This window comes from Kaistia sp. UC242_56 (assembly GCF_044452255.1).
In the GTDB taxonomy this organism is placed as follows: Bacteria; Pseudomonadota; Alphaproteobacteria; order Rhizobiales; family Kaistiaceae; genus Kaistia; species Kaistia defluvii_A.
This window is the reverse complement of record NZ_JBIOAN010000002.1, coordinates 1,570,343-1,595,536: the sequence shown is the minus strand read 5'-3', so window position 1 is coordinate 1,595,536 and position 25,194 is coordinate 1,570,343. Positions and strand designations below refer to the sequence as shown.

The following is a 25,194-nucleotide window of genomic DNA, read 5'->3' as shown; positions in this document are numbered from 1 at the left end:
GGGTTTACGGCCTCACCAAGATAGACTCCATGGTCCGAGCCTTATGCGGAGGGTTTCCTAACCCCTCACCCGGAGCTTCGCTCCGACCTCTCCCTCACGGAGAGGTGAAGAAGCGCAGCGCATTCAGAAAAATGGCGGCCAGAGGCCGCCATTTTCATGTCGTTCAGACGTCGCAGGCTCAGGCGGCCGCCAGTTCCTTGCGGCCCGCCTTCAACGTCGCGCCGACCTTGGCGATGCGGTTCAGCATGACATTGGCCGAATCGACGAAGCTCGCCGGCGGCACGAACAGATCGTCCTGGCGGTATTGCGAGAAGAACGGAATGTTGACCTCGCCCGCCACGACCAGACCGACCGCGCCGGCGACCGGCTTCAGCAGTTGCACCGCCCGGGTGCCGCCGGAGACGCCGCCATAGCTGACGAAGCCGAGCGGCTTGTCGGCCCATTCATGCGACAGGTAGTCGATCGCGTTCTTGATCGAGGCCGGGAAGCCGTGATTGTACTCCGGCAGCACGAAGACGAAGGCATCGGCCGCGTCGATCGTCGCGCTCCAGTCCTTGGTGTGCTGATGCACATACTGGCGCATGCGCGGGTGGTTGGGCTCGTCGAACATCGGCAGGTTGACCGCCTTCAGGTCCACAAGTTCGGCCTGGAAGTCCTTGTGCGCGGCGGCGACGCCGTTGAACCAGGTGCCGATGGAGAGGCCGGCGCGGCCCGGACGGGTCGAGGCGACGATGGTTTGAAGCTTGAGCAAGGTGAAGCATCCTGTGCAGATCCGATAAGCCTGTGAGACCATATATAGGCCTTATCAGATCGGCGGGAGGTGAACGGTGCGTCAACCGTTCCCGCCCCGACGCGGCCGCTCAGTCGATCGGATCGAAATAGGAGCCGACGGGCGCGGCCGCGAACAAGCCCCGCGCCTGCTGCAACAGGTCCGGCGGGATGTTCTTGACCGAGGCCTGGTGCGCCTCGGGCGTTTCCCAATGCTCGATCATGAGAAAGCGCGCGGCGTCGTCCCGGTCGCGGAACAGTTGGCAGGACAGCGCGCCCTCCGAGCCCAGGATCAGGGGCGTGATCGAGGCAAGGAAATGGGCCAGAGCGTCCTCCTGGCCCGCGAGGGCCCGAAACTCGCCAATCCGTGCGATCGCCATGACATCCTCCCCAAGCTGCGTGGTGGAGCCTAGCCGTTCTGGCCCCGATGACGAAGATAATGATCCGCGATGGCGCAGGCGACCATGGCCTCGCCGATCGGCACGGCGCGGATGCCGACGCAGGGGTCGTGCCGGCCCTTGGTCATGACGTCCACTTCTTCGCCCTGCGCCGTGATCGAGCGGCGCGTGGTCAGGATCGACGAGGTCGGCTTGACGGCGAAGCGGGCGACGATCGGCTGGCCGGTCGAGATGCCGCCCAGAATGCCGCCGGCATGGTTGGAGAGGAACAGCGGCTTGCCGTCATTGCCCATCCGCATCTCGTCGGCGTTTTCCTCGCCGGTAAGCGCGGCGGCATCAAAGCCCTCGCCAATCTCGACGCCCTTCACGGCGTTGATCGACATCAGCAGGCTGGCGATATCCTGGTCGAGCTTGGCATAGACTGGCGCACCAAGGCCGGCCGGCACGCCCTCGGCGATGACCTCGATGACCGCGCCGGCGGAAGAGCCTGCCTTGCGGATGCCGTCCAGATATTCCTCCCACACCGTCGCCGTCTGGGCGTCAGGGCAGAAGAAGGGATTCTGGTCGACCTCGTTCCAGTTCCAGCGCGAGCGGTCGATCTTGTGCGGGCCGATCTGCACCAGCGCGCCGCGCACGCTCATGCCCGGCACGACCTTGCGGGCGATGGCGCCGGCGGCGACGCGGGCCGCCGTCTCGCGCGCCGAGGAACGGCCGCCGCCGCGATAATCGCGAATGCCGTATTTCAGGTCATAGGTGAAGTCGGCATGGCCCGGCCGGTAACGATCCTTGATGTCGCCATAGTCCTTGGAGCGCTGGTCGACATTCTGGATCTCGAGCGCAATCGGCGTGCCGGTGGTGAGCAGCGTGCCGTCTTCCTGGGGCAGGACGCCGGAAAGAATGCGCACCTCGTCGGGCTCGCGGCGCTGGGTGGTGAAGCGCGAGGTGCCGGGCTTGCGCTTGTCCATCCAAGCCTGGATCTCGGCCTCGGAGATGGCGATGCGCGGCGGGCAGCCGTCGACGACCGCGCCCAGCGCGGGTCCGTGGCTCTCGCCCCAGGTCGTGACGCGAAAGAGATGGCCGAAGGTATTGTGCGACATGGGCGAAGGCGCTCCCGGTGATTGGCCCCGGTTCTAGAAAGCCAGCGGCCTTCCGTCAAACGCCAGCTTCGCGCGGGCCCGGATATGCGCGAGCGGTGCATAGAGAGTGAGCACAGGACACCATCACTTGCACTGATGGTAAGCTTTGCTATTATCAGCCATAAGGACTTACACGAAAGCGTGATTACGCAAGGCCGGACGGCGCGACATGTCACATCCACCCCGACGATCCCAGCGAAACCGCCAAGCTTGGCTCCCCCTAAGGCTTCTGGCGGCGGAAGCGGCCTTCAAGCGCTAAGCCGATGAATTCCTTGTGAATTGCCTTCGAACGAGAGGACTCCATTTTCCGACGCAGCCAGGAACGGGCACCGCTTCCCCCCGCGGATCGCTTGATCAGACCCTGGCTTGACCCTGCAGGAACTGGAAACCACACCATGCGCCATCTCGTTCTCGCCGCCGCGTCTGTCGCCCTTCTGTCTTCGGGCGCTGTCGCTTACGCCGCCGAAGAAGTCGAAGGCTCGGTCGAAAGCGTCAATGTCGGACACGGCACATTGACGCTGCAATCCGGGCAGACATTCATCTTCGCCAACCCGGCGGTGCTCTATGGAATCGTGCCCGGCCAGTCAGTGGGCGTGAGCTATACCGGCCGGAACCAGGGCATCACGGCTTTCGACCCCCACCCGGAGAGTGACGGCGACCACGGAAATTACTGACCTCCCCGTTGACGCTACTCTCTGAAAGCGGCGCCCGGCACCCCTCCGGGCGCCGCTATCTTTTTATGCCCTCCCCGATGGCCGCCGACGGGGGCCCGCCGGGCCAAGGGCCTGCCCTCCGAGTCGAGCTCGTCGCCCCCACGGGGGTTGCTGGCAAAGCGGGGAAGGCTTCTCACCAGGCAGCCCCCTTGTCTCGCTTCCGCCGTCCGCCAGCCGGCAAACCGCGCGGCATGACCATGTGGGAAGCTCGAGCAATGATAAGTGGCCGTACTTTTCATGGCCGACGGAACGCCCGAGAGCTCGATTCGACCGCGCCCAAAGCCCGCGATCGATCCCGCCAGATCCATTTAATGAGCTTTTACTACAATAAGCAGCGACACATAATGAACAGTGCCCTTGGGTTCAGTGAACAATCCGATAGCGCCGCGCCTATCATATTCCCAAATCAGGCCGTTTTATAGAATTTTCGTCTCATATCAGTCGATTATGTATTCGAAAACAGAAATGCCAGGGTCTGAATGGCCGATTTCGCAAAATATCGGGCGCTTGCAAACCGCGATGGACAGGACCAAATTCAGCTCACCGGCGACGGACTGAACGAAACCGCCCCACAGAAAAAGGGGTCGTCGCTGCAAGCGGTCGAATGAATCGACCAGGAGAAAAAAAGATGCGTAACCTTATCATTGCTGCCGCCTCCGTCGCGTTCCTTGCTTCTGGCGCAGCCGCCATGGCCGCCGAGCAGACCGAAGGCACCGTCACCAGCGTCAACGCTTCGGCCGGTACGCTGACCCTGCAGGACGGCCAGACGTTCAATTTCGCCAATGGCACCCAGCTCTACGGGATCCTGCCCGGCCAGACGGTCGGCGTGACCCACGATGGCAGCCAGGGCCTCGGCGCCTTCAATCCGAAGCCGGCCAACGACTGATCGCCCTCGCGATATCGAGCTGAGCTTCCAGGCCGGCGTCCGGCTTCCTCCCTCCCGGACACCGGCTTGATCTACCGCCTGCCCCCCGACAGGCGGACGGGAATGGCCCCTCCCCCGACCGGGCCAAATCACGTCGAACGCGGTTCGACAAGGAGACTCAAATGCGTAATCTGATCCTCGCCGCTGCTTCCGTTGCCTTCCTCGCTTCGGGCGCCGCCGCCATCGCTGCCGAGCAGACCGAAGGCACCGTGACCAGCGTCAACGCTTCGGCCGGCACGCTCACCCTGCAGAACGGCCAGACGTTTAACTTCGCCAATGGCACCCAGCTCTACGGCATCCTGCCCGGCCAGACGGTCGGCGTGAGCCACGATGGCAGCCAGGGCCTCGGCGCCTTCAACCCGAAGCCCGCCAACGACTAATCCAAGCCTGACCTGATCTCATCTCTTCTCTTCCTGACCTCCAGGGCCGCCGTCCGGCTCCCCTCCGGACCCAGCCCATCTCCCGCCTGTCGTCCCCCGCGACAGGCGGCCGGGAATTGCCCTCCCCCGAACGGGCACAATCACGTCGAACACGGTTCGACAAGGAGACTTTAAAATGCGCAATCTCATCCTCGCCGCCGCTTCCGTTGCCTTCCTCGCATCGGGCGCCGCCGCCATCGCTGCCGAGCAGACCGAAGGCACCGTTTCGAGCGTCAACGCCTCGACCGGCACCCTGACCCTGCAGGACGGCCAGACCTTCAACTTCGCCAATGGCAAGCAGCTGCTCGGCATTCTCCCGGGCCAGTCGGTCGGCGTCGCCCATCAGGGCACGGAAGGCCTAGGCGCTTTCAATCCGAGCCGCGCCCGCGCCGACAACAGCAACGGCTGATCCGGCGAGTTCCTCCCGCCTGACGCGAAGGCGCCCGGAGATCCGGACGCCGTCCCGACCCCCCGCCTGTCCTCCCCCCGACAGGCGAATGGGAATTGCCCTCCCTCGAACGGGCACAATCACGTCGAACACAGTTCGACAAGGAGACTCAAATGCGTAATCTGATCCTCGCCGCTGCTTCGGTTGCCTTCCTCGCTTCGGGCGCCGCAGCCATCGCCGCCGAGCAGACCGAAGGCACGGTCACCAGCGTCAACGCTTCGGCCGGCACGCTCTCCCTGCAGAATGGCCAGACCTTCAACTTCGCCAATGGCACCCAGCTCTACGGCATCCTGCCGGGCCAGACCGTCGGCGTCAGCCACAATGGCAGCGAAGGCCTCGGCGCTTTCAACCCGAAGCCGGCCAACGACTAATCGTCGGGTTCACGAGACCTGACGATCTCAAGATCAAACCGGCGTCCGGCACACCGGACACCGGTTTCTACTCCGCCTGCCCCCCGACAGGCGTCCGGGAATAGCCCTCCCCGAATGGGCTCGATTGCGTCGAACACGGTTCGACCAGGATAACATCATGCGTAATTTCATCATGGCCGCTGCTTCCGTCGCGTTCCTCGCCTCGGGTGCAGCCGCACTCGCTGCCGAACAGGCCAACGGCAGCATCTCCCAGGTCAACACGACCAAGAGCCCCCTGTCGTTGCAGACCGGCCAGCTGGCTCAGGACGGCAAGCCGTTGCTTCGCCTTCTTTCCGTCCAGCGGCTGGGCATCAGCGACAATGAAGCCGATGGCGTCGGCACGTATAATCCGACCCCCGTGCGCGATGAGAACGGCATTATCTGATCATCCCTGACCTTCATCGACCTGACTGACCTCCCAGAAACGACGTCCGGCACCCCTCCGGACGTCGTTTTCGTTTGTCGGAAGGCCGTACGCGCATAGGCGGCGCGCCGAATGCGGCAACGCGCAGGCATGCCAAATCGCCTCGAGCCCGGACATCCAGAGCCCTGGCGCAATCGCCCGATGGCCGGGCGCTTGGATCAATGGATGGATATCGGGCCGAGATTGCTGGCAGCCGGGACAGCCGCGGCGATCAGATCCAGCGGGTCTCGTGGCCGTCCCAGACGAGGACGCGATCCTGCGGGACGTCGAGATTGGGCGTCTGGTCGGTATCAAGGCCGAGCAGAAGGCCGCGCAGCACCCGGCAGACGCCGCCATGCGAGACGACGACCGTGTCCTTGGTGACGCTGGCGAGCCAGGTTCCGATCCGCACCGAGAGCATGGCGTAGCTCTCGCCCTGCGGCGGCTGGAAACCCCATTTGTCGACGTCGCGCTCGGCCACCAGATCGGGCCAGCGCTGCATCAGTTCGGGGGCGGTATAGCCTTCCCAGCGGCCGAAGGTGATTTCCTTCAGGATCGGGTCGAGGCGGTAGCCGGACGGGTCCAGCCCCATGGCGCTGCGGGCGATTTCCATGGTCTGGCGCGTGCGCTCCAGCGGGCTGGCGACGAAGTCGAAGCCCGCCGCTTCCGGCATTTGCTCGGCCAGTGCGCGGCCATTGCGCTGCGCCTGGCTGCGTCCGTGCGCATTCAGCGGAATGTCGCGCTGGCCCTGGAAGCGGCCTTCGGCGTTCCAGTCGGTCTCGCCGTGCCGGATGAAGATAAGGGTCGGCACGGCGTGCTCCGAAACGCTCAGAAGTATTTTACCGTTTCAGCGAAACGGCAAAATACTTAACTCCTTGTTTGGCCGCGTTTTCTTCACGCGAACCGCGCACACTTCGCTCGAAAACGCTTTAGTCCTTGATGACGGAGATATCGGGCGCGTCGACGGCCTTCATGCCGACGACGTGGTAGCCCGAATCGACGTGGTGGACTTCGCCCGTGACGGCGCGCGAGAGATCCGACAGGAAATAGACGCCGGAATCACCGACCTCTTCCGTCGTCACCGTGCGGCGCAGCGGCGCGTTGTACTCGTTCCACTTCAGGATATAGCGGAAGTCGCCGATGCCGGAGGCGGCCAGCGTCTTAATCGGTCCGGCGGAAATTGCGTTGACGCGGATGTTCTTCGGTCCGAGGTCGACGGCCAGATACTGCACGCTCGCCTCGAGCGCGGCCTTGGCGACGCCCATGACGTTGTAGTTCGGCATGACCTTCTCGGCGCCGTAATAGGTCAGCGTCAGGATCGAGCCGCCATCCGTCATCAGCTTCTCGGCGCGCTGGGTCACAGCGGTCAGCGAGTAGACCGAGATCAGCATGGTCTTGTTAAAATTGCCTTCGGTCGTGTCGACATAGCGACCGGTCAGCTCGTCCTTGTCGGAGAAGCCGATGGCGTGCACGAGGAAGTCGAGCTTGCCCCAGTGCTTTTCGACTTCCGCGAAGACCGCGTCGATCGAAGCGCTGTCGGTGACGTCGCAATGCCCGACGACGAGCGCGCCGAGTTCAGCCGCAAGCGGCTCCACGCGCTTCTTGAGCGCATCGCCCTGGTAGGTAAAAGCCAGCTCGGCACCGTGGTCGTGGGCGGCCTTGGCAATTCCCCAGGCGATCGACCGGTTGTTCGCGACGCCCAGCACGAGGCCGCGCTTACCCTTCATCAAACCGCCTGCTTCAATCATGCCTATTTTTCCCTCTTCGTACGTCTGGAGGCGTGCCTCCTATCGCACAGGGTCCCTTGCGCTTCAAGGCGAAGCAAGCCGTCCTGCATCACAGTCGATGTACACTTGTCGCGGAACGCGGGGAGGCGTTCGTTAGGAGCGGATAGAAACGGCGCAATCGCTGACCTGTAGGCTCCCGGTCCCACGGTCCGGCTCTCCATCCCAAACTTATCCATCCAGCCGGCTAACCGGGCGTAAAGCTTCCGAAGAACGAGCTTCTGTGCCAGTTATTGAAGCGCATCCGACCGATAGGAGGGCCCCAGCAGTGGCGCCACGCTTGAAAGACAAGGTCTGGTTTGGAACGGGCAACTATTCCCGACTGGCAGTCGCCGCCGTATTCGGCTGGTCGACGACGATTTATCCGGTTCTCGCAGAGACGTTGACACCCCCCGTCAAGCTGGCGCAGAGCGACTCGACGACAGCACCGGCGCCGGCGGAAAAGCCGGCCGCTCCCGAAGCGCCGCAATCCGCCCCCGCCCTCCCCGACCAGGTGCCAGGCGCGGCGGAGGCCGCGGCGGCATCGACCTCCGACCAGGACGCCGATCTCTACACGGTGTCGGATCTGGAATTCCTGCTCGGCCCGATCGCGCTCTATCCCGATCCGCTGCTCGCGCTGGTACTTTCGGCCAGCACGCTGCCGGACCAGTTGCGCAAGGCCGACGATTGGCTGGCCGCCAATCCCAAGGCCGTCGCCGACGAGAACTATACCGAAGCCGAGAAGCTCGGCCTCGACGCGCCGGTCGTGGCGCTGATGCGCTTCCCGTCCGTGATCGAGATGCTGGTCGATCATGAAGACTGGACCGAGTTCGCTCGGTTTCGCCTTCGACCGCCAGCCCGAGGACGTCGCCACCGTCATCCAGCTCCTGCGCGCGCAGGCGGAGAAGGTCGGCAATCTGAAGACGACGCCGCAGCAGGTCGTCACCGTCGAGCCGGCGACCTCGAACGCGCCGCGCGTAATCTCGATCGCCCCGGCCCAGCCGGAGCGCATCTACGTCCCCGTCTACAATTCGGCCGATGTGTTCACCACCGCCGCCACCGGCGCGCTGGTCTTCGGCACGGCGATCCTGGTCGGCTCGGCCTGGAACAACCGCTGGGGCTGGAACAATCGCGGCTGGAACAATGTCTGGGTTACCCATCATTGGCATGGCACCCCGGGCTGGCGTCCCGGCCCGCCGCAGCGGCCGCGCCCGCCCGGCGCCTGGCAGCCGGACCGGCCGAATCGCCCCGATCGGCCCAACCGTCCGGGTCGCCCCGACAATGGCCGCCCCGACCGCCCCGGTCGTCCTGGCGACAACAACCGGCCTGGCCGTCCGGGTGACAACAACCGCCCCGGCCGTCCGGGAGAGAACAACCGCCCGAACCGGCCCGGCGACAACAATCGTCCGAACCGTCCCGGCACGGAGACTGGCCGCCCGAATCGGCCCGGCACCGAAACCGGTCGTCCGAACCGTCCTGAGCGGCCCGGCACGGAAACGGGTCGTCCGAATCGGCCGAACGTTCGCCCGGAACGTCCGGGCGCCGAGACCGGACGGCCGAATCGGCCCGAGCGGCCCGCGAACTCGCGTCCGAACCGTCCCGAGACGGGACGCCCGGGTGCCGAGAACCGGCCCAACCGCCCGAACCGGCCCGAGGCGACCCGTCCGTCGCGTCCGGACAATGCCCGTCCGCAGCAGCGGCCGGGCCAGAATGCTCGCCCGCAGCAGCGGCCGAACCAGAACGCCCGTCCGCAACAGCGGCCGAACCAGAACGCCCGTCCGCAACAGCGGCCGAACCAGAACGCCCGTCCGCAACAGCGGCCGAACCAGAACGCGCGTCCGCAGCAGCGGCCGAACCAGAATGCCCGGCCGCAGCAGCGGCCAAGGCAGAATGCAAGGCCACAGCAGAATGCCCGGCCGAACAACCAGAACCGCAACCGGCAGCCGCAGAACCGCAACCGCAATTGCCGGCCCGGTCAGGACAACTGCCGCCGGTAGCTGCGCAGGATGAGGGTGGCGCGCGCAACCGCGCCACCCTTCCCCCGGAGGCGGACGCTGCACTCGGCATGGTCCGCCCATGGGGACAAAGATCCAGTCTGGCTCGCCGGCCTGCTCCTGCAGGCCGGCGTTTTTTTGACGGCCCACATGGCTTCCAACCGGAGCCGCGGGCCGGGTATCCTGCTTGTCGCCAAGCAAGGACCGAACCTGCCATCATGCTGAACCACCCGACGCCAGACCTTCTTGCCCGCTTCGCCGCCCTGGTCGGCCCGGGCGGCGCCCTCACCGACCCCGAAGCGACCCATCCCTACCGGATGGAATGGCGCGACAAATATCTGGGCGAGACGCCGCTGGTATTGCGCCCGCAGACGGTCGGCCAGGTTTCCGCCATTCTCGCGCTCGCCAATGAGACGCGCACCGCGATCGTGCCGCAGAGCGGCAATACCGGGCTGGTCGGCGGCCAGGTGCCCGATTCGAGCGGCACCGAGATCGTCCTTTCGCTCGACCGCATGACGCGGATCCGCGCCGTGGATGCCGAGGGCTATTCGCTGACGGCGGAAGCCGGCGCGATCCTCGCCGACGTGCAGAGCGCCGCCGAGGCAGCCGGCCGGCTGTTTCCGCTCTCGCTCGGCTCCGAAGGCTCGTGCCGGATCGGCGGCAACATCTCGACCAATGCCGGCGGGACCGCCGTGCTCGCTTACGGCAACATGCGCGACCTGGTGCTCGGCCTCGAAGTGGTGCTGGCGGATGGCCGGATCTGGGAAGGGCTCGGCGCGCTGCGCAAGGACAATACTGGCTATGACCTGAAGCAGCTCTTCATCGGCGGCGAAGGCACGCTCGGCATCGTCACCGCCGCCGTCCTCAAGCTCTATCCGCGCCCCAAGGGCCAGGCCGTCGCCTTCGCGGCGCTTTCCGATCCGGCCGCGGCGCTGGCCCTGTTCAATCTGGCGCGAGACCGCGCCGGCCATGACCTGACCGGCTTCGAACTGATGCCGCGCATCGGCGTCGATTTCGTGCTGCGTCATATCCCCGGCTCGCGCGACCCGGTCGGCACGGTGGCCCCCTGGTATGCGCTGCTCGAAATCTCCTCCGGCCATTCGGACGAGGCGGCGCGGGGGGCGATCGAGGATATTCTCGGCACCGCCTTCGAGCAGGGCGTGGTCGCCGACGCGGCGATCGCCCAGTCGCTCGCCGACCGCGCCATGTTCTGGCGGATGCGGCATGGCATGTCGGAAGCGCAGAAGCCGGAGGGCGGCTCGATCAAGCATGACGTCTCGGTGCCGGTCGCCAGCGTCCCGGCTTTCCTGAGCGAGGCGATCGCCGCGATCGAGGCGTTCATTCCCGGCTGTCGGCCCGTGCCCTTCGGCCATCTCGGCGACGGCAACATCCACTTCAACATTTCCCAGCCGGTCGGCGCCGACAAGCAGGCGTTTCTCGATCGCTGGGACGAGGTCAACGCGCTGATCCACGGCATCGTCTCGCGCTACAATGGCTCGATCTCGGCCGAACACGGTATCGGTCGCCTGAAGCGCGATTTGCTGCCGGCGGCCAAGGGCCCGGTGGCGATGGCGATGATGCACTCGATCAAGCAGGCGCTGGATCCGAACGGCATCCTCAACCCGGGCAAGATGCTGCGCAGCTAGCGCGGTTTGCCACTGACCGTCGCGCCGCCTCCCTTCTCAGCCTCACGTGTCTCTAGTTCAGAACTGGACCATCATCCTGAGGTGCCCGGCAAAGCCGGGCCTCGAAGGAGGGTCCAGGAAACGCCGATTCGATCTCGAGGCCTGCAAGATGGAGGCCCGCTGGATCCTCCTTCGAGGCTTCGCTGGCGCGAAGCGCCTCAGGATGATGGCGGAGCGGATGGAGAGAGAAGAAGCTGGCCATTTGCACGCCCGAGCGCCTCGATTCTCAGCCTCTCGAGTCTTTGGTCCAGAACTCGACCATCATCCTGAGGTGCCCGGCAAAGCCGGGCCTCGAAGGAGGGTCCAGGAAACGCCGGTCCGATCTCGCAGGCCCGCAAGATGGAGGCCCGCTGGATCCTCCTTCGAGGCTTCGCTGGCGCGAAGCGCCTCAGGATGATGGCGGAGCGGGATTGAGAGAGAAGAAGCGGGCAGTCTGCGCGCCCGGCGCCTCCCTTCTCAGCCTCACGTGTCTCCGGCCCGGAACTGGACCATCATCCTGAGGTGCCCGGCAAAGCCGGGCCTCGAAGGAGGGTCCAGGAAACGCCGGTCCGATCTCGCAGGCCTGCAAGATGGAGGCCCGCTAGATCCTCCTTCGAGGCTTCGCTGGCGCGAAGCGCCTCAGGATGTTGGCGGAGCGGGATTGAAGGATAGAAAAGCTGGTAGTTCTCATCCCCCGAGCGATGACGGTCTCTAGCGCGTCGCGACCCGGCGAACCGTCTCCGCGATCAGCGCGGCGATGCGGGCTTCGTTTTCGAAATGCATCCGCACCTGGAACACCCGCGTCCGTTCGCGCAGCCTGGCGAGGTCGCCTTCCTGGCGCGCGAGGCGGGCGTGATCCTTGCTCGTCGTGATCAGGTCGAGCGTCTCGGCATCGGCCCGGGCCAGCAGCTTGCGGGCGTCCTCGGCGGTATAGGCGTGGTGATCGGGAAACGCCTTGACGTCGGCCAGCGGCACACCGGCGCGGTCCAGCGTGTTGAAGAACTTCTCCGGCCTGCCGATGCCGGCGAAGGCCAGGAAGGAGCGCGGTCCCCAGACCTGCATCGCAGCCGGCTCGAGCTTCGCCTTCAGGATGACCTTGCCGGCCCGCGCGGCGCGACGGACGATGCGATCGCCGGGCTTGCCGTCGCCGACGATCAGCACCGCATCGGTGCGGATCAGCTGCGTGCGCAGCGGCGCCCGCAACGGCCCGGCCGGAAACACGCGGCCATTGCCGATCCCCGTCGCGCCATCGACGACGATCAGAGACAGGTCCTTGCGCAGCGACGGGTTCTGGAAACCGTCATCCATGATGATCAGGTCGACGCCCGCCCGCTCGAGCAGCGGCAGCCCGGCCGGACGGTCCGGCGAGACGACGACCGGCCCGGCCTCGGCCAGCAGCAGCGCCTCGTCGCCGACGCGCGCCGCGTCATGCAGGTCCGGGTTGACCAGGAGCGGCTCGCGCGCCGAACCGCCATAGCCGCGCGTCAGGAATCCGGGATTGAGACCCTGCGCGCGGGCAATGCGGGCCAGCGCCAGCGCCGTCGGTGTCTTGCCGGCGCCGCCGACGACATAATTGCCGACGCAGATGACGGGAACGGTGGCGGTCGCTTTCGGCTTGCGGCGCATCCGCCGGCCCGCCACCCAGCCATAGAGGCCGGCCACGGGAGCCAGAAGCAGCGATGGCACCGAAAGCCGCTGCAACGACCAGAAGCGCGGCGGGCGGATCATCGCGGCGAACCCTCGCGTTCTCGCAGCCGCGCGGTGATCGCCAGCGGCTCCAGATAGGGCACGAGCGCCCGCATCGTCGCGTCGAGCGCGCCGGTGAAGGGCGCCAGGGCCTCGGCCGCCTTGGTGGCGCGCCGCCGCATGGCGTTCGGGTCGGCGAAGAGGTCGTCGAGCACCCGGGCAAGCTGCTCGGAGCTGCGGATCACCTCGGCCCGGCCGGTGCGGTCGAGGGCCGAATAGATCTCGGCAGCATTGTGCACATGCGGCCCGTGCAGGATGGCGACGTTGAGCTGCGCCGCCTCGATCGGGTTGTGGCCGCCGACCGGCACCAGCGTGCCGCCGACAAAGGCGATCGGCGCCACGCGGTAGAAGATGCCGAGTTCGCCCAGCGTGTCGGCCAGGTAGATGTCGGTCTTGGGCGTGATCGGCTCTCCGGCGCTGCGCATCGCGACGTCCAGCCCCTTGGCGGCCAGCATGTCGCGGATCGCCGGGCCGCGCACCGGGTGGCGCGGCACGATGATGGTGAGGAGTTCCGTGCGGCGGTGGCGAAGCACGCGATGCGCCGCGGCGATCCCCTCCTCCTCGCCCTCATGCGTTGAGGCGGCGACAAAGACCGAGCGCCCCTCGACGGCGCGACGCACTTCCTCGACCCGTTCCGGAGCCGCATGCGGCGGCGGCACGTCGAACTTCAGATTGCCGGTGACGCGCACGTCCCGGACGCCGAGCGCCGCCAGGCGTTCGCCATCGCCCTCGCTCTGGGCCAGCGCCATCGTCACCTTGCCGAACAGCCCGCCCTTGCCGGCCTCGATCTTGTGCCAGCGCTTGAAGGAGCGTTCGGACATGCGGGCATTGACGAAGATCTGCGGCACATTGCGGGCGACGAGCCGGGTCATCTTGGTCGGCCAGATCTCGGATTCGACCGAGATGGCGAGATCGGGCTTCCAGTGGTCGAGGAAGCGATTGACGATCGGCGTGATGTCGAGGGGCGAATATTGATGGAACGCGCCGCGCGGCAGGCGCTGCTCGGCCACCGCCGCGCTCGTCACCGTCACCGTGGTGAAGAGCACGTTCAGCCCTTCCTCGACGATGCGACGGACCAGCGGCAGCACGGCATTGGTTTCGCCGACGCTGGCGGCATGAACCCAGACCAGGGCGCCGGTTGGCCGTTTCAGCGTCGCGCGGCCATAGCGCTCCTGGCGGCGGGCGGGATCTTCCTTGCCCTTCGCCGTGCGATAGGCAAGCAGCAGCGGCACCAGCGGCAAAGCGGCATAACCAGCCAGTCGATAGGCGGTTAGGGCCGCTCCGGCGCGCTCAGTCATTCTGCCTGCCGACGCGTTGGTAAGCCCGCTCCGTCACGCGGTTGAGCTCGTCCTCGAGCTCGACCCGCTTCTGCTCGACCAGCGCATCGTCCGCATCCGCCGGGACGTAGATCGGCACGCCGAAGACGCAGATGCCCTTGCTGAAGGGGAGATTGACCGTCGTGCGGTCCCAGTTCTTGATGACGAAATGCCGGCTGGTCGCCACCGCGACGGGCACGATCGGCCGTCCGGAGGCGCGCGCCAGCTTGATGATGCCGGGGCCGGCGCGGCGCGACCGCTGGTTGGAGAGATCGGCGGTCATCGCGACCGTCGCGCCCTGCGCCAGCGCCGCCTTCATTTCCAGGAAGCCGCGCAGGCCGCCCTTCTCGATGACGCGCGACGAGGAGCGCGCCGCCGAGGCGCGCACCGTGCCGAGGCCAAGGCTCTCGGCCGCGATCGCGTTGATCTCGCCGTCGCGGTGCTTCGAGATCATGACGCGGACGTCATGGCCCTCGCGGCGAATGAACGGCACCATCAGGTGCTGGCCATGCCACATGGCGACGATGCCCGGCAGCAGGTGGCCGAAGAACTCGTAGGGTTCGCTCGGTTCGAATTCCAGCGTACTGGTGCGCCGGACAAAGCGCAGATAGGCCGCCGCGCTCCGGCCGGCCAGCCGCGTGACCTGGTCCGACGTTCCAATCCTCTTGAGGAGGCTGGGGCGCTTGGCGCGCCTCTTGGCCTGAGAATCCGCCAAAATACGATCCGTCCCTTCCAGCCGCCGCAATCGCGGCGGTTTCATTTCCCGCCAGCAGCGCCGTGGGCGCGGAGGCGTCGGCTCAGCCCGCCGTTGCGTCGGGGTCGAGCAGCCTGTGCAGGTGCACGATGAAATAGCGCGTCTGGGCGCTGTCGACCGAGCCCTGCGCCGCCTTCTTCCAGGCATCATAGGCGGTCTTGTAGTTGGGGTAGATGCCGACGATGTCGAGCTTCGACAGGTCGGAGAACTCCATCGTTCCGACCGAGCTCAACTCGCCGCCGAACACCAGATGCAGGAGTTGCTTGTCCGTTCCAGGCATAATGCCGCCGTCTCCTAGTCCTAACCGATAAGGCACGCTTAGAGCGCGCCGGGTCCCGAAGCCTCGTGCGCGGCCTCGGCTTCAGCGATGATGGCCATGGCCGCCGAAGCGAGCCCGGGCGTCGAGGCGATCAGGGCCGGATGACGCGGTATCACGTCATTGAAACGAAGCGGCGCGCCCTCGAGATCGCGCAGCGTTCCGCCTGCTTCCTGCACCAAAAGGTCCACTGCTGCAAGATCCCAATCATAGGCGCCGGGACGCGCCGTGGCGACGTCCACACGGCCGCAGGCTACCAGCGCGAAGCGATAGGCGAGCGAGGGCGTGAAACGCCGCTCGCGCGGGTCCATGCCGTGCCCAGCCATGGCGCGCAAATGGCGCGCCGGACCGGCGATCCGCGCGCCTTCCAGCGCCTGGCGGTCGCTGACGCGGATGGCCTCGCCATTGAGGCGGGCGCCGCCGCCGGCGGTCGCCTCAAACAGTTCCTCGCGCGCCGGCACGAACAGCGCCGCCGCCACGGCCGCGCCATCCTCGACCAGCGCGACCGAGACGCACCAATCCGGATTGCCGTCGATGAAGCCGCGCGTGCCGTCGATCGGGTCGACGACGAACAGGCGGCGTCGGTCGAGGCGATCCGGCGTGTCGGCGCTCTCCTCCGACAGCCAGCCATAGTCCGGCCGCGCCGCGGTCAGCGTGGCGTGCAGGGCATGGTTGGCCGCAAGATCCGCCTCGGTGACGGGCGAATTAGCGCCCTTGGTCCAGACCTTCGGATCGCGCTTGAAATAGCCGAGCGCAATCTGCCCCGCCTCGCGCGCCGCCGCGATCAGCAACGCCAGATCGGCGGCCCGGTCCGCCAAGATGTCAGCGCCCGGCAATCATCATGCCCTCGATGGCGACGGTCGGCGAATTGAAGGCGTAGCGGTATTCGAGATCGTTGGCGACGATCAGGCGGCGGAACATGTCGCGCATGTTGCCGGCGATGGTGATCTCGCTGACCGCCTCGGCCAGCTGGCCGTTGCGGATGCGATAGCCACCGGCGCCGCGGCTGTAATCGCCGGTGACGCCATTGGCGCCATGGCCGATCAGCTCGGTGACATAGAGCCCGTCGCCGATGTCGGCGATCAGCTCGGCCGGCGTCTTGTCGCCGGGCAGCAGCGTCAGGTTGGTTGCGCTCGGGTGCGGGTTGCTGCCGCCGCCGACCGCGCGGCCATTGGTTTCGAGGCCCAGTTCGCGGGCCGTGCCGCTGTCGAGGAACCAGCGCTGCAGCACGCCGTCGGTGACCAGGTCGAACGCTTCGGCGGCGACGCCCTCGCCGTCGAACGGGCGCGAGGCAAGGCCGCGCACGCGCAGCGGGTCGTCGGTGATGCGGATGCCGCGCGCGAAGATCGCCTCGCCCAGCGCCTTCTGCAGGAAGCTGGTCTTGCGGGCGATGGCGCTGCCATTGACGGCGCCGGCGAGATGGCCGAGCAGGCTGACCGCGACGCGCGGATCGTAGACGACCGTGGCGCTGCCGGTCGGCATCTGGGTCGGGTTCAGCCGGCGCACGGCGCGCTCGGCGGCGCGGCGGCCGATCTCGGCCGGGTCGGGCAGATCGGAAGCGTGGATCTTCGACGCGCTGTCATAGTCGCGCTCCATGCCGGTGCCCTCGCCGGCGATGGCAGTGGCGGAGACGCTGTGGCGCGAGCCCATATAGGCGCCGGTGAAGCCATGCGACGTCACCAGCACGGCGCCGGACAGCGACCAGCCGGCCGAGGTGCCGCCCGACTTGGCGATTCCGGGCACGGCGAGCGCGGCCTGTTCGGCCCGCGTCGCGCGATCGATCAGGTCCTCGGCCGAAGGGGCGGAAGGATCGAGCAGGTCGAGTTCGGGGAACGACTTCGCCAGGCGATCGGCCGGCGCGAGGCCCGCGAACCGGTCTTCCGGCGCCACCTTCGCCATGGCGACGGCGCGAATCGCCAGCTCGTCTGCCGGCGAGAGGCCATTGGTCGAAACGCTGGCGTGGCGGTTGCCGACAAAGACGCGCAGCGCCAGTTCGTCGCCCTCCGAACGCCCCGTCTCCTCGACGGCGCCATTGCGGATATCGACCGAAAGGCCGATGCGCCGGAACGCGACGGCGTCGGCGGCATCCGCGCCGGCCCGCTTCGCGGCCTCGACGAGCTTGGCGGCGGTTTCAACAAGGCGGGACTGGTCAGGCAGCGCGGTCATGGCTCTTCTCCGTTGCCCCTTTAGTAGGGATCGAAGGCGGTACCGACAACCCCGCCAGGATCGTGGCATCTATGCGGCGGATGGGCTCGCTTTTCGCAGGCGATTGCCCTAAGCCCCGTCACCATGGTTTCAAGAGGCGCGCGCTAGGCTGCAGCCTCCGGCGCCACACCTGCCCAATCGGTTCGCATGCCCGTCTCGCGCCTTGCGCGGATCGAACTACCGTTCCATCGTGAAAGCCCCCAAAGCCGAGGCCCCTCATGTCGGTCGATACCCAAGGCACCGATCTCGTCCAGCTGGTGGCGCTGCTCGGCGCGGCCGTGATCGCGGTTCCCATTTCCAAGCGGCTCGGCCTCGGCACGGTGCTCGGCTATCTCGCCGCCGGCCTGGTGATCGGCCCCTATGGCCTGAAACTGTTCACCGATCCGCAGTCGATCCTGCATGTCGCCGAGCTCGGCGTGGTGCTGTTCCTGTTCATCATCGGGCTGGAAATGCGGCCATCGCGGCTGTGGAGCCTGCGCGGCGAGATCTTCGGGCTCGGCCTGGCGCAGGTCGTCGCCTGCAGCGCGCTGCTCACAGGCCTCGGCATCGTCGCCGGCTTCCCGCCGGCCGTCGCCTTCATCGCCGGCATGGGCTTCGTGCTCTCCTCCACCGCCATCGTCATGCAGATCCTGGAAGAGCGCGGCGACACGGCGACGCCGGCCGGCCAGCGCGTCATCTCGATCCTGCTGCTGGAAGACCTCGCCATCGTGCCGATGCTGGCGATCGTTGCGCTGCTCGGCACGCATGGGTCGGACGGTGAGGCGCAGTCGCGCTGGATTTCCATCCTGATCGCCATTGCCTCGCTGGCGGCGCTGATCGCGGCCGGGCGCTGGCTTCTCAATCCGATGTTCCGCATCCTGGCCAATGTCCAGGCGCGGGAGGTGATGACGGCCGCGGCGCTGCTGGTCGTGCTGGGCGCGGCGCTCGCCATGCAGATCGGCGGCCTGTCGATGGCGATGGGCGCCTTCCTGGCCGGCGTGCTGCTGTCGGAATCGAGCTTCCGCCACCAGCTCGAGGCGGATATCGAGCCGTTCCGCGGCATCCTGCTCGGCCTGTTCTTCCTCAGCGTCGGCATGTCGCTCGATCTCGGCGTCATCGCCCGCCACTGGCAGATGATCGCGATCGGCGTCGTCGCCTACATGGCGCTGAAGGCCGTCGGCATCTATGTCGTGGCGCGTGTGCTCAAGGCCGACCATGCCGAGGCGATGGCGCGCGCCGCCATGCTGGCCCAGGGCGGCGAGTTCGCCTTCGTGCTCTATGCGGCGGCGACGGCCGGCGGCGTGTTCACCGGCGAGGTCAACGCCATGCTGACCGCCACCGTCATCATCTCGATGGCGCTGACGCCGCTGGCGGTGCTGTCGCTGAAATGGCTGCTGCCGCCGGCGACGCCCGAACAGATCGAGGAGGATTTCGAGGGCGCGGGCGGGCGGGTGCTGATGATCGGCTTCGGCCGCTTCGGCCAGATCTCGGCGCAGTTCCTGCTGGCCGAAGGCGTCGACGTGACGGCGATCGACTCGGACGCCGAGATGATCCGGGCGGCCTCGCGCTTCGGCTTCAAGGTCTATTTCGGCGACGGCACCCGCCTCGACGTGCTGCACGCCGCCGGCATCGAGCGGGCGCAGATCGTGGCGGTCTGCACGGACAAGCCGGAGGTGACGGACAAGATCGTCGAGCTGATCCAGTCGGAATTCCCCTTCGTGCAGCTCTATGTGCGCGCCTATGACCGCGGCCATACGCTGCGGCTCCTCAAGAAGGGCGTGACCTACCAGATGCGCGAGACGCTGGAATCGGCCTTCACCTTCGGCGCCTCGGCGCTGGAAGGCCTGGGCGTCGCGCCCGAGCGAATCGAATCGATCTCGGAAAGCCTGCGCAGCCGCGACGCCGCGCGCCTCGCGGCGCAGCAGGCCGGCGGCCTGCTGTCGGCCGGGCGCGACCTGTTCGTCACCAAGGCGTTCAAGCCGGAGCCCGAGCCGCTCACCGTGCCGAAGCGCGAGGCGAAGGCACTCAACAAGGAAGCCGAATCGGCCACAGCCGAGCCGGTGGACTGAAGAGACCTCCGAAATGCAAAAAGGGCCGGGAATGTTTCCCGGCCCTTTTTTGTTTGTCGCAAGTAGGGCTTCACCTCTCCCTGAGGGAGAGGTGAAAAGTCCTGTCCTTAGGTCAGCTCTTGTCGTGCGGGCCGACGCGGACGATCAGGCTGGTGCCGTCGGTGAAGTACTTCTGCGAGGCCTGCTTGACCTCGTCGAGCGTCACCGCATCCACCATGTCGTTGCGCTTGTTGATGTAGTCGATGCCCAGATTGTCGAGCTGGATGGCCAGCAGCTGGCGGGCGATCTTGGACGAGGAATCGAAGCGCAGGGCGTAGGAGCCGACCAGGAAGCTCTTCGCCTTGGCGAGTTCCTCCTCGGTCGGGCCGTCCTTGGCCATCCGGGCCATCTCGCTCTTGATCAGCCCCACCGTCTCGTCCACGCGGTCGGCGCGGGTGGCGGTGTTGCCGGAGATGGCGGCGGAGTGGCGGAACGGCAGCATCATGGTGCCGACCGAATAGGCCAGGCCACGGCGCTCGCGCACCTCTTCATACAGACGGGACGAGAAGGTGCCGCCGCCCAGGATGTGGTTGGCGACGAAGGCAGCCATGAAGTCCGGCGCGTCGCGACGCGGGCCGGGGCCGCCAAAGGTGATCACCGTCTGCGGATTCGGCATGTCGACTTCCGCCGTGCCGCCCTTGGGGATCGTATCGGGGATGTCGGTCAGCTTGGCCTTTGCCGGCAGCGGACCAAACACCTGGTCCAGCATGGCACCAACGCTCTTGGCGTCGATCGCGCCAACGACGGCGACCTTCAGATTGTCTCGTGCGAAGATCCGCTCGCGGTAGTTCTTCAGATCGTCGGCCGATATGGCGGCGATGCTCTCGACCGTCCCTTCCGGCGGCTGGGCATAGGGGTGGCCGGGATAGGCCGTGGCGCGGATCGTGGCGCTGGCGACCGATTCCGGATCCTTCTTGGACTCGTTGATGCTCACCTGGATCTGGGCGCGGATGCGCTCGATCGGCTCGGCATCGAAGCGAGGCTTCTGCAGCGACAGGGCGAGCATGGAGAAGGCCTCGTCCTTGTTCTCCTCCAGCGTCTTCAGCGTGCCGAAGAAGTCATCGCGGCCGGCGTCGAAGGAGAGCCCGATCGAGAGGTCGTTGAGCTTGGCCTGGAACGCCTTGCTGTCCAGGTCGCCGGCGCCCTCGTCGAGCAGGCCGGAGAGCATATTGGCGAGGCCGGGCCGGTCGGCCGGGTCCTGCGAGGTGCCGCCGGAAAAGGCGAAGTTCACCGCGACGATCGGCACCGCATAGTCTTCCACGAGCCATGCCTCGATGCCGCCGGGGCTGACGACGCGCTGGATCTCGATCGCCTGGCTCGCCGGAGCCAGTATCACCAGCCCGATGAAAGCGAGGCCGAGCCGTGCCAGTAGGTTTGCCATCATATGTTTCCTCTGACGATCAGCTGCGGCCATCGGCCGGTGCTGGCAAAAGGGTGCCCGTGACCGAGCGGCGCTTGTCGAGATATTTCGCGGCGGCCTGCGAGACGTCGGAAAGCGTCACCGCGTCAATGCGACGGGCCCAATCCTGCACGTCCGAAAGCGACTGGCCTGACACCATGGCGGAGCCGAAGATCCGGGCGAGCGAGGACTGGCTGTCCTGGCTGTAGATCGTCGAGGCGCGGGTGCGCTTCTTGGCCAGCGCCAGCTCCTCGGCCGTGATGCCATGCTCGCGCACGTCGGCCAGCACCGCGTCGACCGCAGCGCTCAGCTTTTCGATCGAGACGTCGCCGCGCGGCGACGCATAGAAGCCGAGCCGGCCATAGTCGAGGCCATCACCGGAGTAATAGGCGCCGGCGCCCGAGGCGATCGCCTGCTCGACCACCAGACTGCGATAGAGCCGGCTGGTGGCGCCGCTGCCGATCACGTCGGAAAGGATATCCAGCGCCTCGGCCTCGCCGGGCTTGCCCGAAACATAGGACGGGGCCAGGTAGACCTGGTTCCAGTAAGGCTGGCTCACCCGCTGGTCGCGCAGGACGAGCGAACGTTCGGTCAGGGGCTGGGGCTCGAGCGGCCGCTTGCGCGGCGCCGGCTCGGAACGACGCGGCAGCTTGCCATAGCTATCTTCGGCGAGCTTCTTCACTTCGTCGGCCGTCACGTCGCCGGCGACCACCAGGATCGCATTGTTCGGCGTGTAATAGCGCTCATACTGGGCAACGGCGTCCTCGCGCGTCAGCCCGGCCATCTCATGCTCCCATCCGATGATCGGGATGCCGTAGGGATGGTTCTGGAACAGCGCCGCGTTCATCGCCTCGCTGAGCTGGGCGGACGGATTGTTGTCCGTGCGCATGCGCCGCTCTTCCAGGATGACGTCGCGCTCGGGCAGCACGACCGGGTCGGTCAGCTGCAGGCCCTGCATGCGATCGGCCTCGAAGCCCATCACCATGCCGAGCTGTTCCTTGGCGACCGTCTGGAAGTAGGCAGTCGAATCGGCCGTGGTGAAGGCGTTCTCGACGCCGCCCACCTCGGAGACCCGGGCTGAGAATTCGCCGGCGGGATGATTCTTGGTGCCCTTGAACATCAGATGTTCGAGAAAATGCGCGATGCCGGATTTCCCGGCCGGATCGTCGGCGGCGCCGATCTTGTACCAGACCATGTGGGTAACGATCGGGGCGCGGTGATCGGGGATCACCACGACTTCCATGCCATTGGCCAGCTTGAACGTGCTGGCATCCGGCGCGATGCGCGGGATCTGGCTCGTCTGGGATTGGGCCGGAGTCGCGGGCTTGTCTTCCGCGAGGGCTGGAGCTGCCATGCCGATCGTGACGGCGATGAACAGGGCGGCTGGTCCGCGCTTTAGCGCAGCCAGATTCGACTGGAGAATAGAGGCCATTGACCCTCGATTTGCTCGGCGTGCCACTTGAGGGTCAAGCTATGCGGCAGCTGTGGCTAGATTGCGACTTTAATGTCGCAATCAAACATTAAATTTCAGAAAGATAAGCTGACTGTCCCCAGCCTGGCGCGTCTCGATCCGTTCGAGGCCCGGAATATCGGCGATCTGGGCCTTGGCTTCTTCTTCCAGCACGACGAGCGCGCCGGGGGCCAGCCAGCCGCCCTCGACAGCGGATTGCAGCGCCGCCTCGCCAAGGCCACGGCCATAGGGCGGGTCGGCGAAGACGAGCTGGAAGGGATCGACGGTGCCGGCCGGGCCGAGCTTGGTCGCGTCGCGGCGCAGCAGCTTGGTCCGGCCCGTCAGGCCGAACGCCTCGATATTGTCGCGGATCAGGCCGCGCGCCTCGACGCCTTCCTCGACGAAGATGGCGTAGCGCGCGCCGCGCGAGATCGCCTCGAGCCCGAGCGCGCCGGTGCCGGCGAAGAGATCGAGCACGCGGGCATCGACCACGACGTCGTCATAGGCGTGCGCAAGCACGTTGAAGAGACTTTCGCGCAGTCTGTCGGCCGTCGGCCGGATCGTCTGCGTACGCGGGGCCGCAAGCGAGCGGCCCCGAAACTCACCGGCGACGATCCGCACGACCCGTACCACCCGACCTGCTGCCTGAACCACCCGAACCCGAAGGCTTGCCACCGCCGCCGCCGGAGGGCTTGCCGCCCCGGCCGCCGCGCGGCCTGTCGCCGTCCGGATTACGGCCCGTTACCGGGCGCTTGTCGAACGAGCGTCCCGGTTTGCCGCCGGCCTTCGCGCCGCCGCCCGTCTTGGGGGCGCCACCTGAACTGGGACGGCCACCGCTCTTGACCACGCCGCCGCGCGGACCGCGCGCCGGCCGGTCGCCATCGGGATTGCGGCCGGTGACCGGCCGCGCATTGCGGAGGCTACCCTCGAAACGGCGGCCATCCTGGAAATCGCGCTTGTCGCCACCCTCGGCGGCGGGCTCGCCACGGCCCCTGCCCCGGGCCGCACCGCGATGCGACGTCCGCTGCGGAGCCTCGCCCTCGGCACCGCGTTCGCCACGGCCACGCCGGCCCTCGCCACGGGGCGCACGGCCCTCGGCGGGACGCTCGTCCCGGCCACGGCGCGCTTCGCCACGCGCTGCACGACCCTCGGCGGGGCGCTCGTCGCGACCACGGCGGCCTTCGCCACGCGGGGCGCGGCCTTCGGCCGGGCGCTCGTCTCGGTTTCGGCGCGCTTCGGAGACGGGACGACCGCCACGGCGCTCGCCGGTCTCGGCTTCCTCGACGCGGCGCGGATCGACGCGAACCGGGCGTTCGCTGGTCGGCTTGACCTGGGCGAGCGGCTTGATCGGGCCACGGCGGACGGTTCGGCCGCCGGACTTGCGATTGCTGCGGCGGGCGGCTTCCTCTTCCTCGCGCAGGGGCGCGTCGAAATCCGCGCCGGATTCCTGCGCCAGCTTTTCGCCAAGCTGGTCACGCAGGACGCGGCCCTTGATCTCGACGGCCTCGCCTTCCGGCAGGTCGCCGAGCTGGAACGGGCCGTAGGAGATGCGGATCAGGCGGTTCACGTCGAGGCCGATGCTCGAAAGCACCTTCTTCACTTCGCGGTTCTTGCCTTCGCGCAGACCGATCGTCGCCCAGATGTTGGAACCCTGGATGCGGTCGAGAATGCCTTCGATGGCGCCATACATCACGCCGTCGATCGACACGCCGTCCTTCAGCTTGTCGAGATCGGGCTGCAGGATGTCGCCCCAGGCGCGGACGCGGTAGCGCCGCATCCAGCCGGTCGAGGGCAGCTCCAGCACGCGGGCAAGGCCGCCATCATTGGTGAGAAGCAGCAGCCCCTCGGTGTTGATGTCGAGGCGGCCGATGGCGATGACGCGCGGCAGATGTTCCGGCAGCGCGTCGAACACGGTCGGGCGGCCCTCCGGATCATGCGCTGTCGTCACCAGACCCTTCGGCTTGTGGTAGAGCCACAGCCGCGTGCGTTCCTTGGTGGGAAGCGGCTCGTCATCGACCGTGACGCGGTCGTGCGGGCCGACATTCACGGCCGGGCTGGTCAGGACGCGGCCATTGATGGCGACACGTCCCTCTTCGATCAATCGTTCAGCGTCCCGGCGCGAGCAGAGTCCGGCGCGCGCCAATACCTTGGCGATGCGGTCGTGCTCGGCGTCGTCTTGCGCGGGGCTGTCCTTCGTGCGTTTCTGCGGCGGCTTCATCTATCCATCCTTGAAACGGTTCCTTAGAGCATTTTGCGGCCGGGTGGATACGGCTTCGTGCAAACAAAATGCGACAGGACGAAAATGGGTGGTCAATTCGAGCCATGCGAGCGGAAATGACGGGCGGCGCGCCCTCCTTCATGAGCCTGGCGCTGGACGAGGCGCGCAAGGCGGCGGCGCGCGGCGAGGTGCCGATCGGCGCGGTGATCGTGCGCGACGGCGTGGTGCTGGCCGCCGACGGCAACCGCACGCTCGAGCTCAATGACCCGACCGCGCATGCCGAAACGCTGGCGATCCGCACCGCCTGCGCCACGCTGCAATCGCAGCGGCTGCCGGAATGCGATCTCTATGTGACGCTGGAGCCCTGCCCGATGTGCGCGGCGGCGATCTCGTTCGCCCGCATCCGCCGGCTCTATTATGCCGCGCCCGATCCGAAGGGCGGCGCGGTCGAGAGCGGCGTGCGCTTCTACAGCCAGCCAACCTGCCACCACGCGCCGGATGTCTATGGCGGCATCGCCGAAAGCGAATCGGCCGATATGCTGCGGCAGTTCTTCCGGGACCGCCGCTAAGGGCAGCGCTGCACCCATCCGGCATCGCGGACCCGAGTGCCAAGACGCCTGCCCTGGCCTCCCCTGCAAGTAAAGAAAGGAAGGGCGGATCTC

The 25,194-nt window shown here is 67.0% G+C and carries 26 protein-coding genes and 1 pseudogene; 12 read left to right on the top strand and 15 right to left on the bottom strand.

Features of this window, described 5'->3' with window-relative positions:
- Positions 1-178: 178 nt before the first annotated feature.
- From ACHMWQ_RS10160 to aroC, 3 genes are all read right to left on the bottom strand, one after another.
- Positions 179-751: an NADPH-dependent FMN reductase gene (locus tag ACHMWQ_RS10160; protein WP_396307373.1), complete on the bottom strand. Its 573-nt coding sequence runs from the start codon at positions 749-751 to the stop codon at positions 179-181.
- A gap of 109 nt (positions 752-860) precedes the next feature.
- Entirely contained in the window at positions 861-1,148 is a 288-nt protein-coding gene (locus ACHMWQ_RS10155) for an antibiotic biosynthesis monooxygenase family protein (RefSeq protein ID WP_354547805.1), read from the bottom strand.
- Positions 1,149-1,177: 29 nt separating this feature from the next.
- Positions 1,178-2,263, bottom strand: a complete 1,086-nt coding sequence (aroC, locus tag ACHMWQ_RS10150) for a chorismate synthase (protein ID WP_354547803.1) — start codon at positions 2,261-2,263, stop codon at positions 1,178-1,180.
- A 434-nt stretch (positions 2,264-2,697) separates the two neighbouring features.
- Here aroC and ACHMWQ_RS10145 point away from each other — a divergent pair, with 434 nt between their 5' ends.
- The 7 genes from ACHMWQ_RS10145 to ACHMWQ_RS10115 all read left to right on the top strand — a co-directional run bounded on the left by ACHMWQ_RS10145 (position 2,698) and on the right by ACHMWQ_RS10115 (position 5,602).
- Positions 2,698-2,976 (top strand): hypothetical protein, encoded by a 279-nt coding sequence (locus ACHMWQ_RS10145; RefSeq protein WP_396307372.1) that lies wholly within the window; start codon positions 2,698-2,700, stop codon positions 2,974-2,976.
- A gap of 518 nt (positions 2,977-3,494) precedes the next feature.
- Positions 3,495-3,623 carry a hypothetical protein gene (locus ACHMWQ_RS10140; protein WP_396307371.1) on the top strand — a complete coding sequence of 43 codons (129 nt, stop codon included), beginning with the start codon at positions 3,495-3,497 and terminating at the stop codon, positions 3,621-3,623.
- Positions 3,624-3,643: 20 nt separating this feature from the next.
- Positions 3,644-3,901 (top strand): DUF1344 domain-containing protein, encoded by a 258-nt coding sequence (locus ACHMWQ_RS10135; protein ID WP_354547799.1) that lies wholly within the window; start codon positions 3,644-3,646, stop codon positions 3,899-3,901.
- Positions 3,902-4,062: 161 nt separating this feature from the next.
- Entirely contained in the window at positions 4,063-4,320 is a 258-nt protein-coding gene (locus ACHMWQ_RS10130; protein WP_396307370.1) for a DUF1344 domain-containing protein, read from the top strand.
- Between the two features lie 175 nt (positions 4,321-4,495).
- Positions 4,496-4,768, top strand: coding sequence for a DUF1344 domain-containing protein (locus tag ACHMWQ_RS10125; RefSeq protein WP_396307369.1), 273 nt, complete (start codon positions 4,496-4,498; stop codon positions 4,766-4,768).
- Positions 4,769-4,920: 152 nt separating this feature from the next.
- Complete coding sequence (locus ACHMWQ_RS10120; protein WP_396307368.1) at positions 4,921-5,178, top strand: DUF1344 domain-containing protein; 258 nt, start codon at positions 4,921-4,923, stop codon at positions 5,176-5,178.
- Positions 5,179-5,335: 157 nt separating this feature from the next.
- A complete protein-coding gene (locus ACHMWQ_RS10115; protein WP_396307367.1) occupies positions 5,336-5,602 on the top strand; it encodes a hypothetical protein in 267 nt (88 codons plus the stop codon).
- 250 nt (positions 5,603-5,852) lie between these two features.
- Here ACHMWQ_RS10115 and ACHMWQ_RS10110 read toward each other — a convergent pair whose 3' ends face one another.
- Together ACHMWQ_RS10110 and fabI are read right to left on the bottom strand one after the other, a co-directional pair.
- Positions 5,853-6,431: a histidine phosphatase family protein gene (locus ACHMWQ_RS10110; RefSeq protein WP_354552774.1), complete on the bottom strand. Its 579-nt coding sequence runs from the start codon at positions 6,429-6,431 to the stop codon at positions 5,853-5,855.
- 118 nt (positions 6,432-6,549) lie between these two features.
- Positions 6,550-7,368: an enoyl-ACP reductase FabI gene (gene fabI / locus ACHMWQ_RS10105; protein WP_354552772.1), complete on the bottom strand. Its 819-nt coding sequence runs from the start codon at positions 7,366-7,368 to the stop codon at positions 6,550-6,552.
- A 259-nt stretch (positions 7,369-7,627) separates the two neighbouring features.
- Here fabI and ACHMWQ_RS10100 point away from each other — a divergent pair.
- The 3 genes and pseudogenes from ACHMWQ_RS10100 to ACHMWQ_RS10090 all read left to right on the top strand — a co-directional run.
- Positions 7,628-8,152, top strand: a pseudogene (locus ACHMWQ_RS10100) (DUF3300 domain-containing protein); the annotation flags it as partial.
- Between the two features lie 43 nt (positions 8,153-8,195).
- The gene (locus ACHMWQ_RS10095; protein ID WP_396307366.1) at positions 8,196-9,380 is read left to right on the top strand and encodes a DUF3300 domain-containing protein; all 1,185 of its coding nucleotides are present in this window, start codon (positions 8,196-8,198) and stop codon (positions 9,378-9,380) included.
- A 215-nt stretch (positions 9,381-9,595) separates the two neighbouring features.
- Positions 9,596-11,023, top strand: a complete 1,428-nt coding sequence (locus ACHMWQ_RS10090; protein WP_396307365.1) for an FAD-binding oxidoreductase — start codon at positions 9,596-9,598, stop codon at positions 11,021-11,023.
- Between the two features lie 729 nt (positions 11,024-11,752).
- On the opposite strand, the gene lpxK is transcribed toward ACHMWQ_RS10090, so the two are convergent.
- The 6 genes from lpxK to ACHMWQ_RS10060 form a co-directional block, all read right to left on the bottom strand.
- Positions 11,753-12,769: a tetraacyldisaccharide 4'-kinase gene (gene lpxK, locus ACHMWQ_RS10085; RefSeq protein WP_396307364.1), complete on the bottom strand. Its 1,017-nt coding sequence runs from the start codon at positions 12,767-12,769 to the stop codon at positions 11,753-11,755.
- Positions 12,766-14,085 (bottom strand): 3-deoxy-D-manno-octulosonic acid transferase, encoded by a 1,320-nt coding sequence (locus tag ACHMWQ_RS10080; protein WP_396307363.1) that lies wholly within the window; start codon positions 14,083-14,085, stop codon positions 12,766-12,768. The genes lpxK and ACHMWQ_RS10080 overlap by 4 nt, the downstream gene beginning before the upstream one ends.
- Positions 14,078-14,818, bottom strand: coding sequence for a lysophospholipid acyltransferase family protein (locus ACHMWQ_RS10075; RefSeq protein WP_354552763.1), 741 nt, complete (start codon positions 14,816-14,818; stop codon positions 14,078-14,080). The genes ACHMWQ_RS10080 and ACHMWQ_RS10075 overlap by 8 nt, the downstream gene beginning before the upstream one ends.
- A gap of 82 nt (positions 14,819-14,900) precedes the next feature.
- Positions 14,901-15,137, bottom strand: a complete 237-nt coding sequence (locus tag ACHMWQ_RS10070; RefSeq protein ID WP_266332886.1) for a DUF4170 domain-containing protein — start codon at positions 15,135-15,137, stop codon at positions 14,901-14,903.
- 38 nt (positions 15,138-15,175) lie between these two features.
- Positions 15,176-15,991, bottom strand: coding sequence for a 3'(2'),5'-bisphosphate nucleotidase CysQ (locus ACHMWQ_RS10065; protein WP_396307362.1), 816 nt, complete (start codon positions 15,989-15,991; stop codon positions 15,176-15,178).
- A 4-nt stretch (positions 15,992-15,995) separates the two neighbouring features.
- Positions 15,996-17,339, bottom strand: a complete 1,344-nt coding sequence (locus ACHMWQ_RS10060) for a TldD/PmbA family protein (RefSeq protein ID WP_396307361.1) — start codon at positions 17,337-17,339, stop codon at positions 15,996-15,998.
- Positions 17,340-17,596: 257 nt separating this feature from the next.
- Between ACHMWQ_RS10060 and ACHMWQ_RS10055 the strand changes: the two genes are divergently transcribed.
- Positions 17,597-19,426 (top strand): monovalent cation:proton antiporter-2 (CPA2) family protein, encoded by a 1,830-nt coding sequence (locus ACHMWQ_RS10055; RefSeq protein ID WP_354552758.1) that lies wholly within the window; start codon positions 17,597-17,599, stop codon positions 19,424-19,426.
- A 112-nt stretch (positions 19,427-19,538) separates the two neighbouring features.
- On the opposite strand, the gene ACHMWQ_RS10050 is transcribed toward ACHMWQ_RS10055, so the two are convergent.
- The 4 genes from ACHMWQ_RS10050 to ACHMWQ_RS10035 form a co-directional block, all read right to left on the bottom strand.
- The gene (locus ACHMWQ_RS10050) at positions 19,539-20,846 is read right to left on the bottom strand and encodes a M16 family metallopeptidase (RefSeq protein ID WP_396307360.1); all 1,308 of its coding nucleotides are present in this window, start codon (positions 20,844-20,846) and stop codon (positions 19,539-19,541) included.
- A 19-nt stretch (positions 20,847-20,865) separates the two neighbouring features.
- Positions 20,866-22,296 (bottom strand): M16 family metallopeptidase, encoded by a 1,431-nt coding sequence (locus tag ACHMWQ_RS10045; RefSeq protein WP_396307359.1) that lies wholly within the window; start codon positions 22,294-22,296, stop codon positions 20,866-20,868.
- 81 nt (positions 22,297-22,377) lie between these two features.
- Complete coding sequence (gene rsmD / locus ACHMWQ_RS10040) at positions 22,378-22,935, bottom strand: 16S rRNA (guanine(966)-N(2))-methyltransferase RsmD (RefSeq protein WP_396307358.1); 558 nt, start codon at positions 22,933-22,935, stop codon at positions 22,378-22,380.
- Positions 22,916-24,532: a pseudouridine synthase gene (locus ACHMWQ_RS10035; protein WP_396307357.1), complete on the bottom strand. Its 1,617-nt coding sequence runs from the start codon at positions 24,530-24,532 to the stop codon at positions 22,916-22,918. The genes rsmD and ACHMWQ_RS10035 overlap by 20 nt, the downstream gene beginning before the upstream one ends.
- A gap of 104 nt (positions 24,533-24,636) precedes the next feature.
- Here ACHMWQ_RS10035 and ACHMWQ_RS10030 point away from each other — a divergent pair, with 104 nt between their 5' ends.
- Entirely contained in the window at positions 24,637-25,101 is a 465-nt protein-coding gene (locus ACHMWQ_RS10030; RefSeq protein ID WP_396307356.1) for a nucleoside deaminase, read from the top strand.
- The last annotated feature ends 93 nt before the right edge of the window (positions 25,102-25,194 follow it).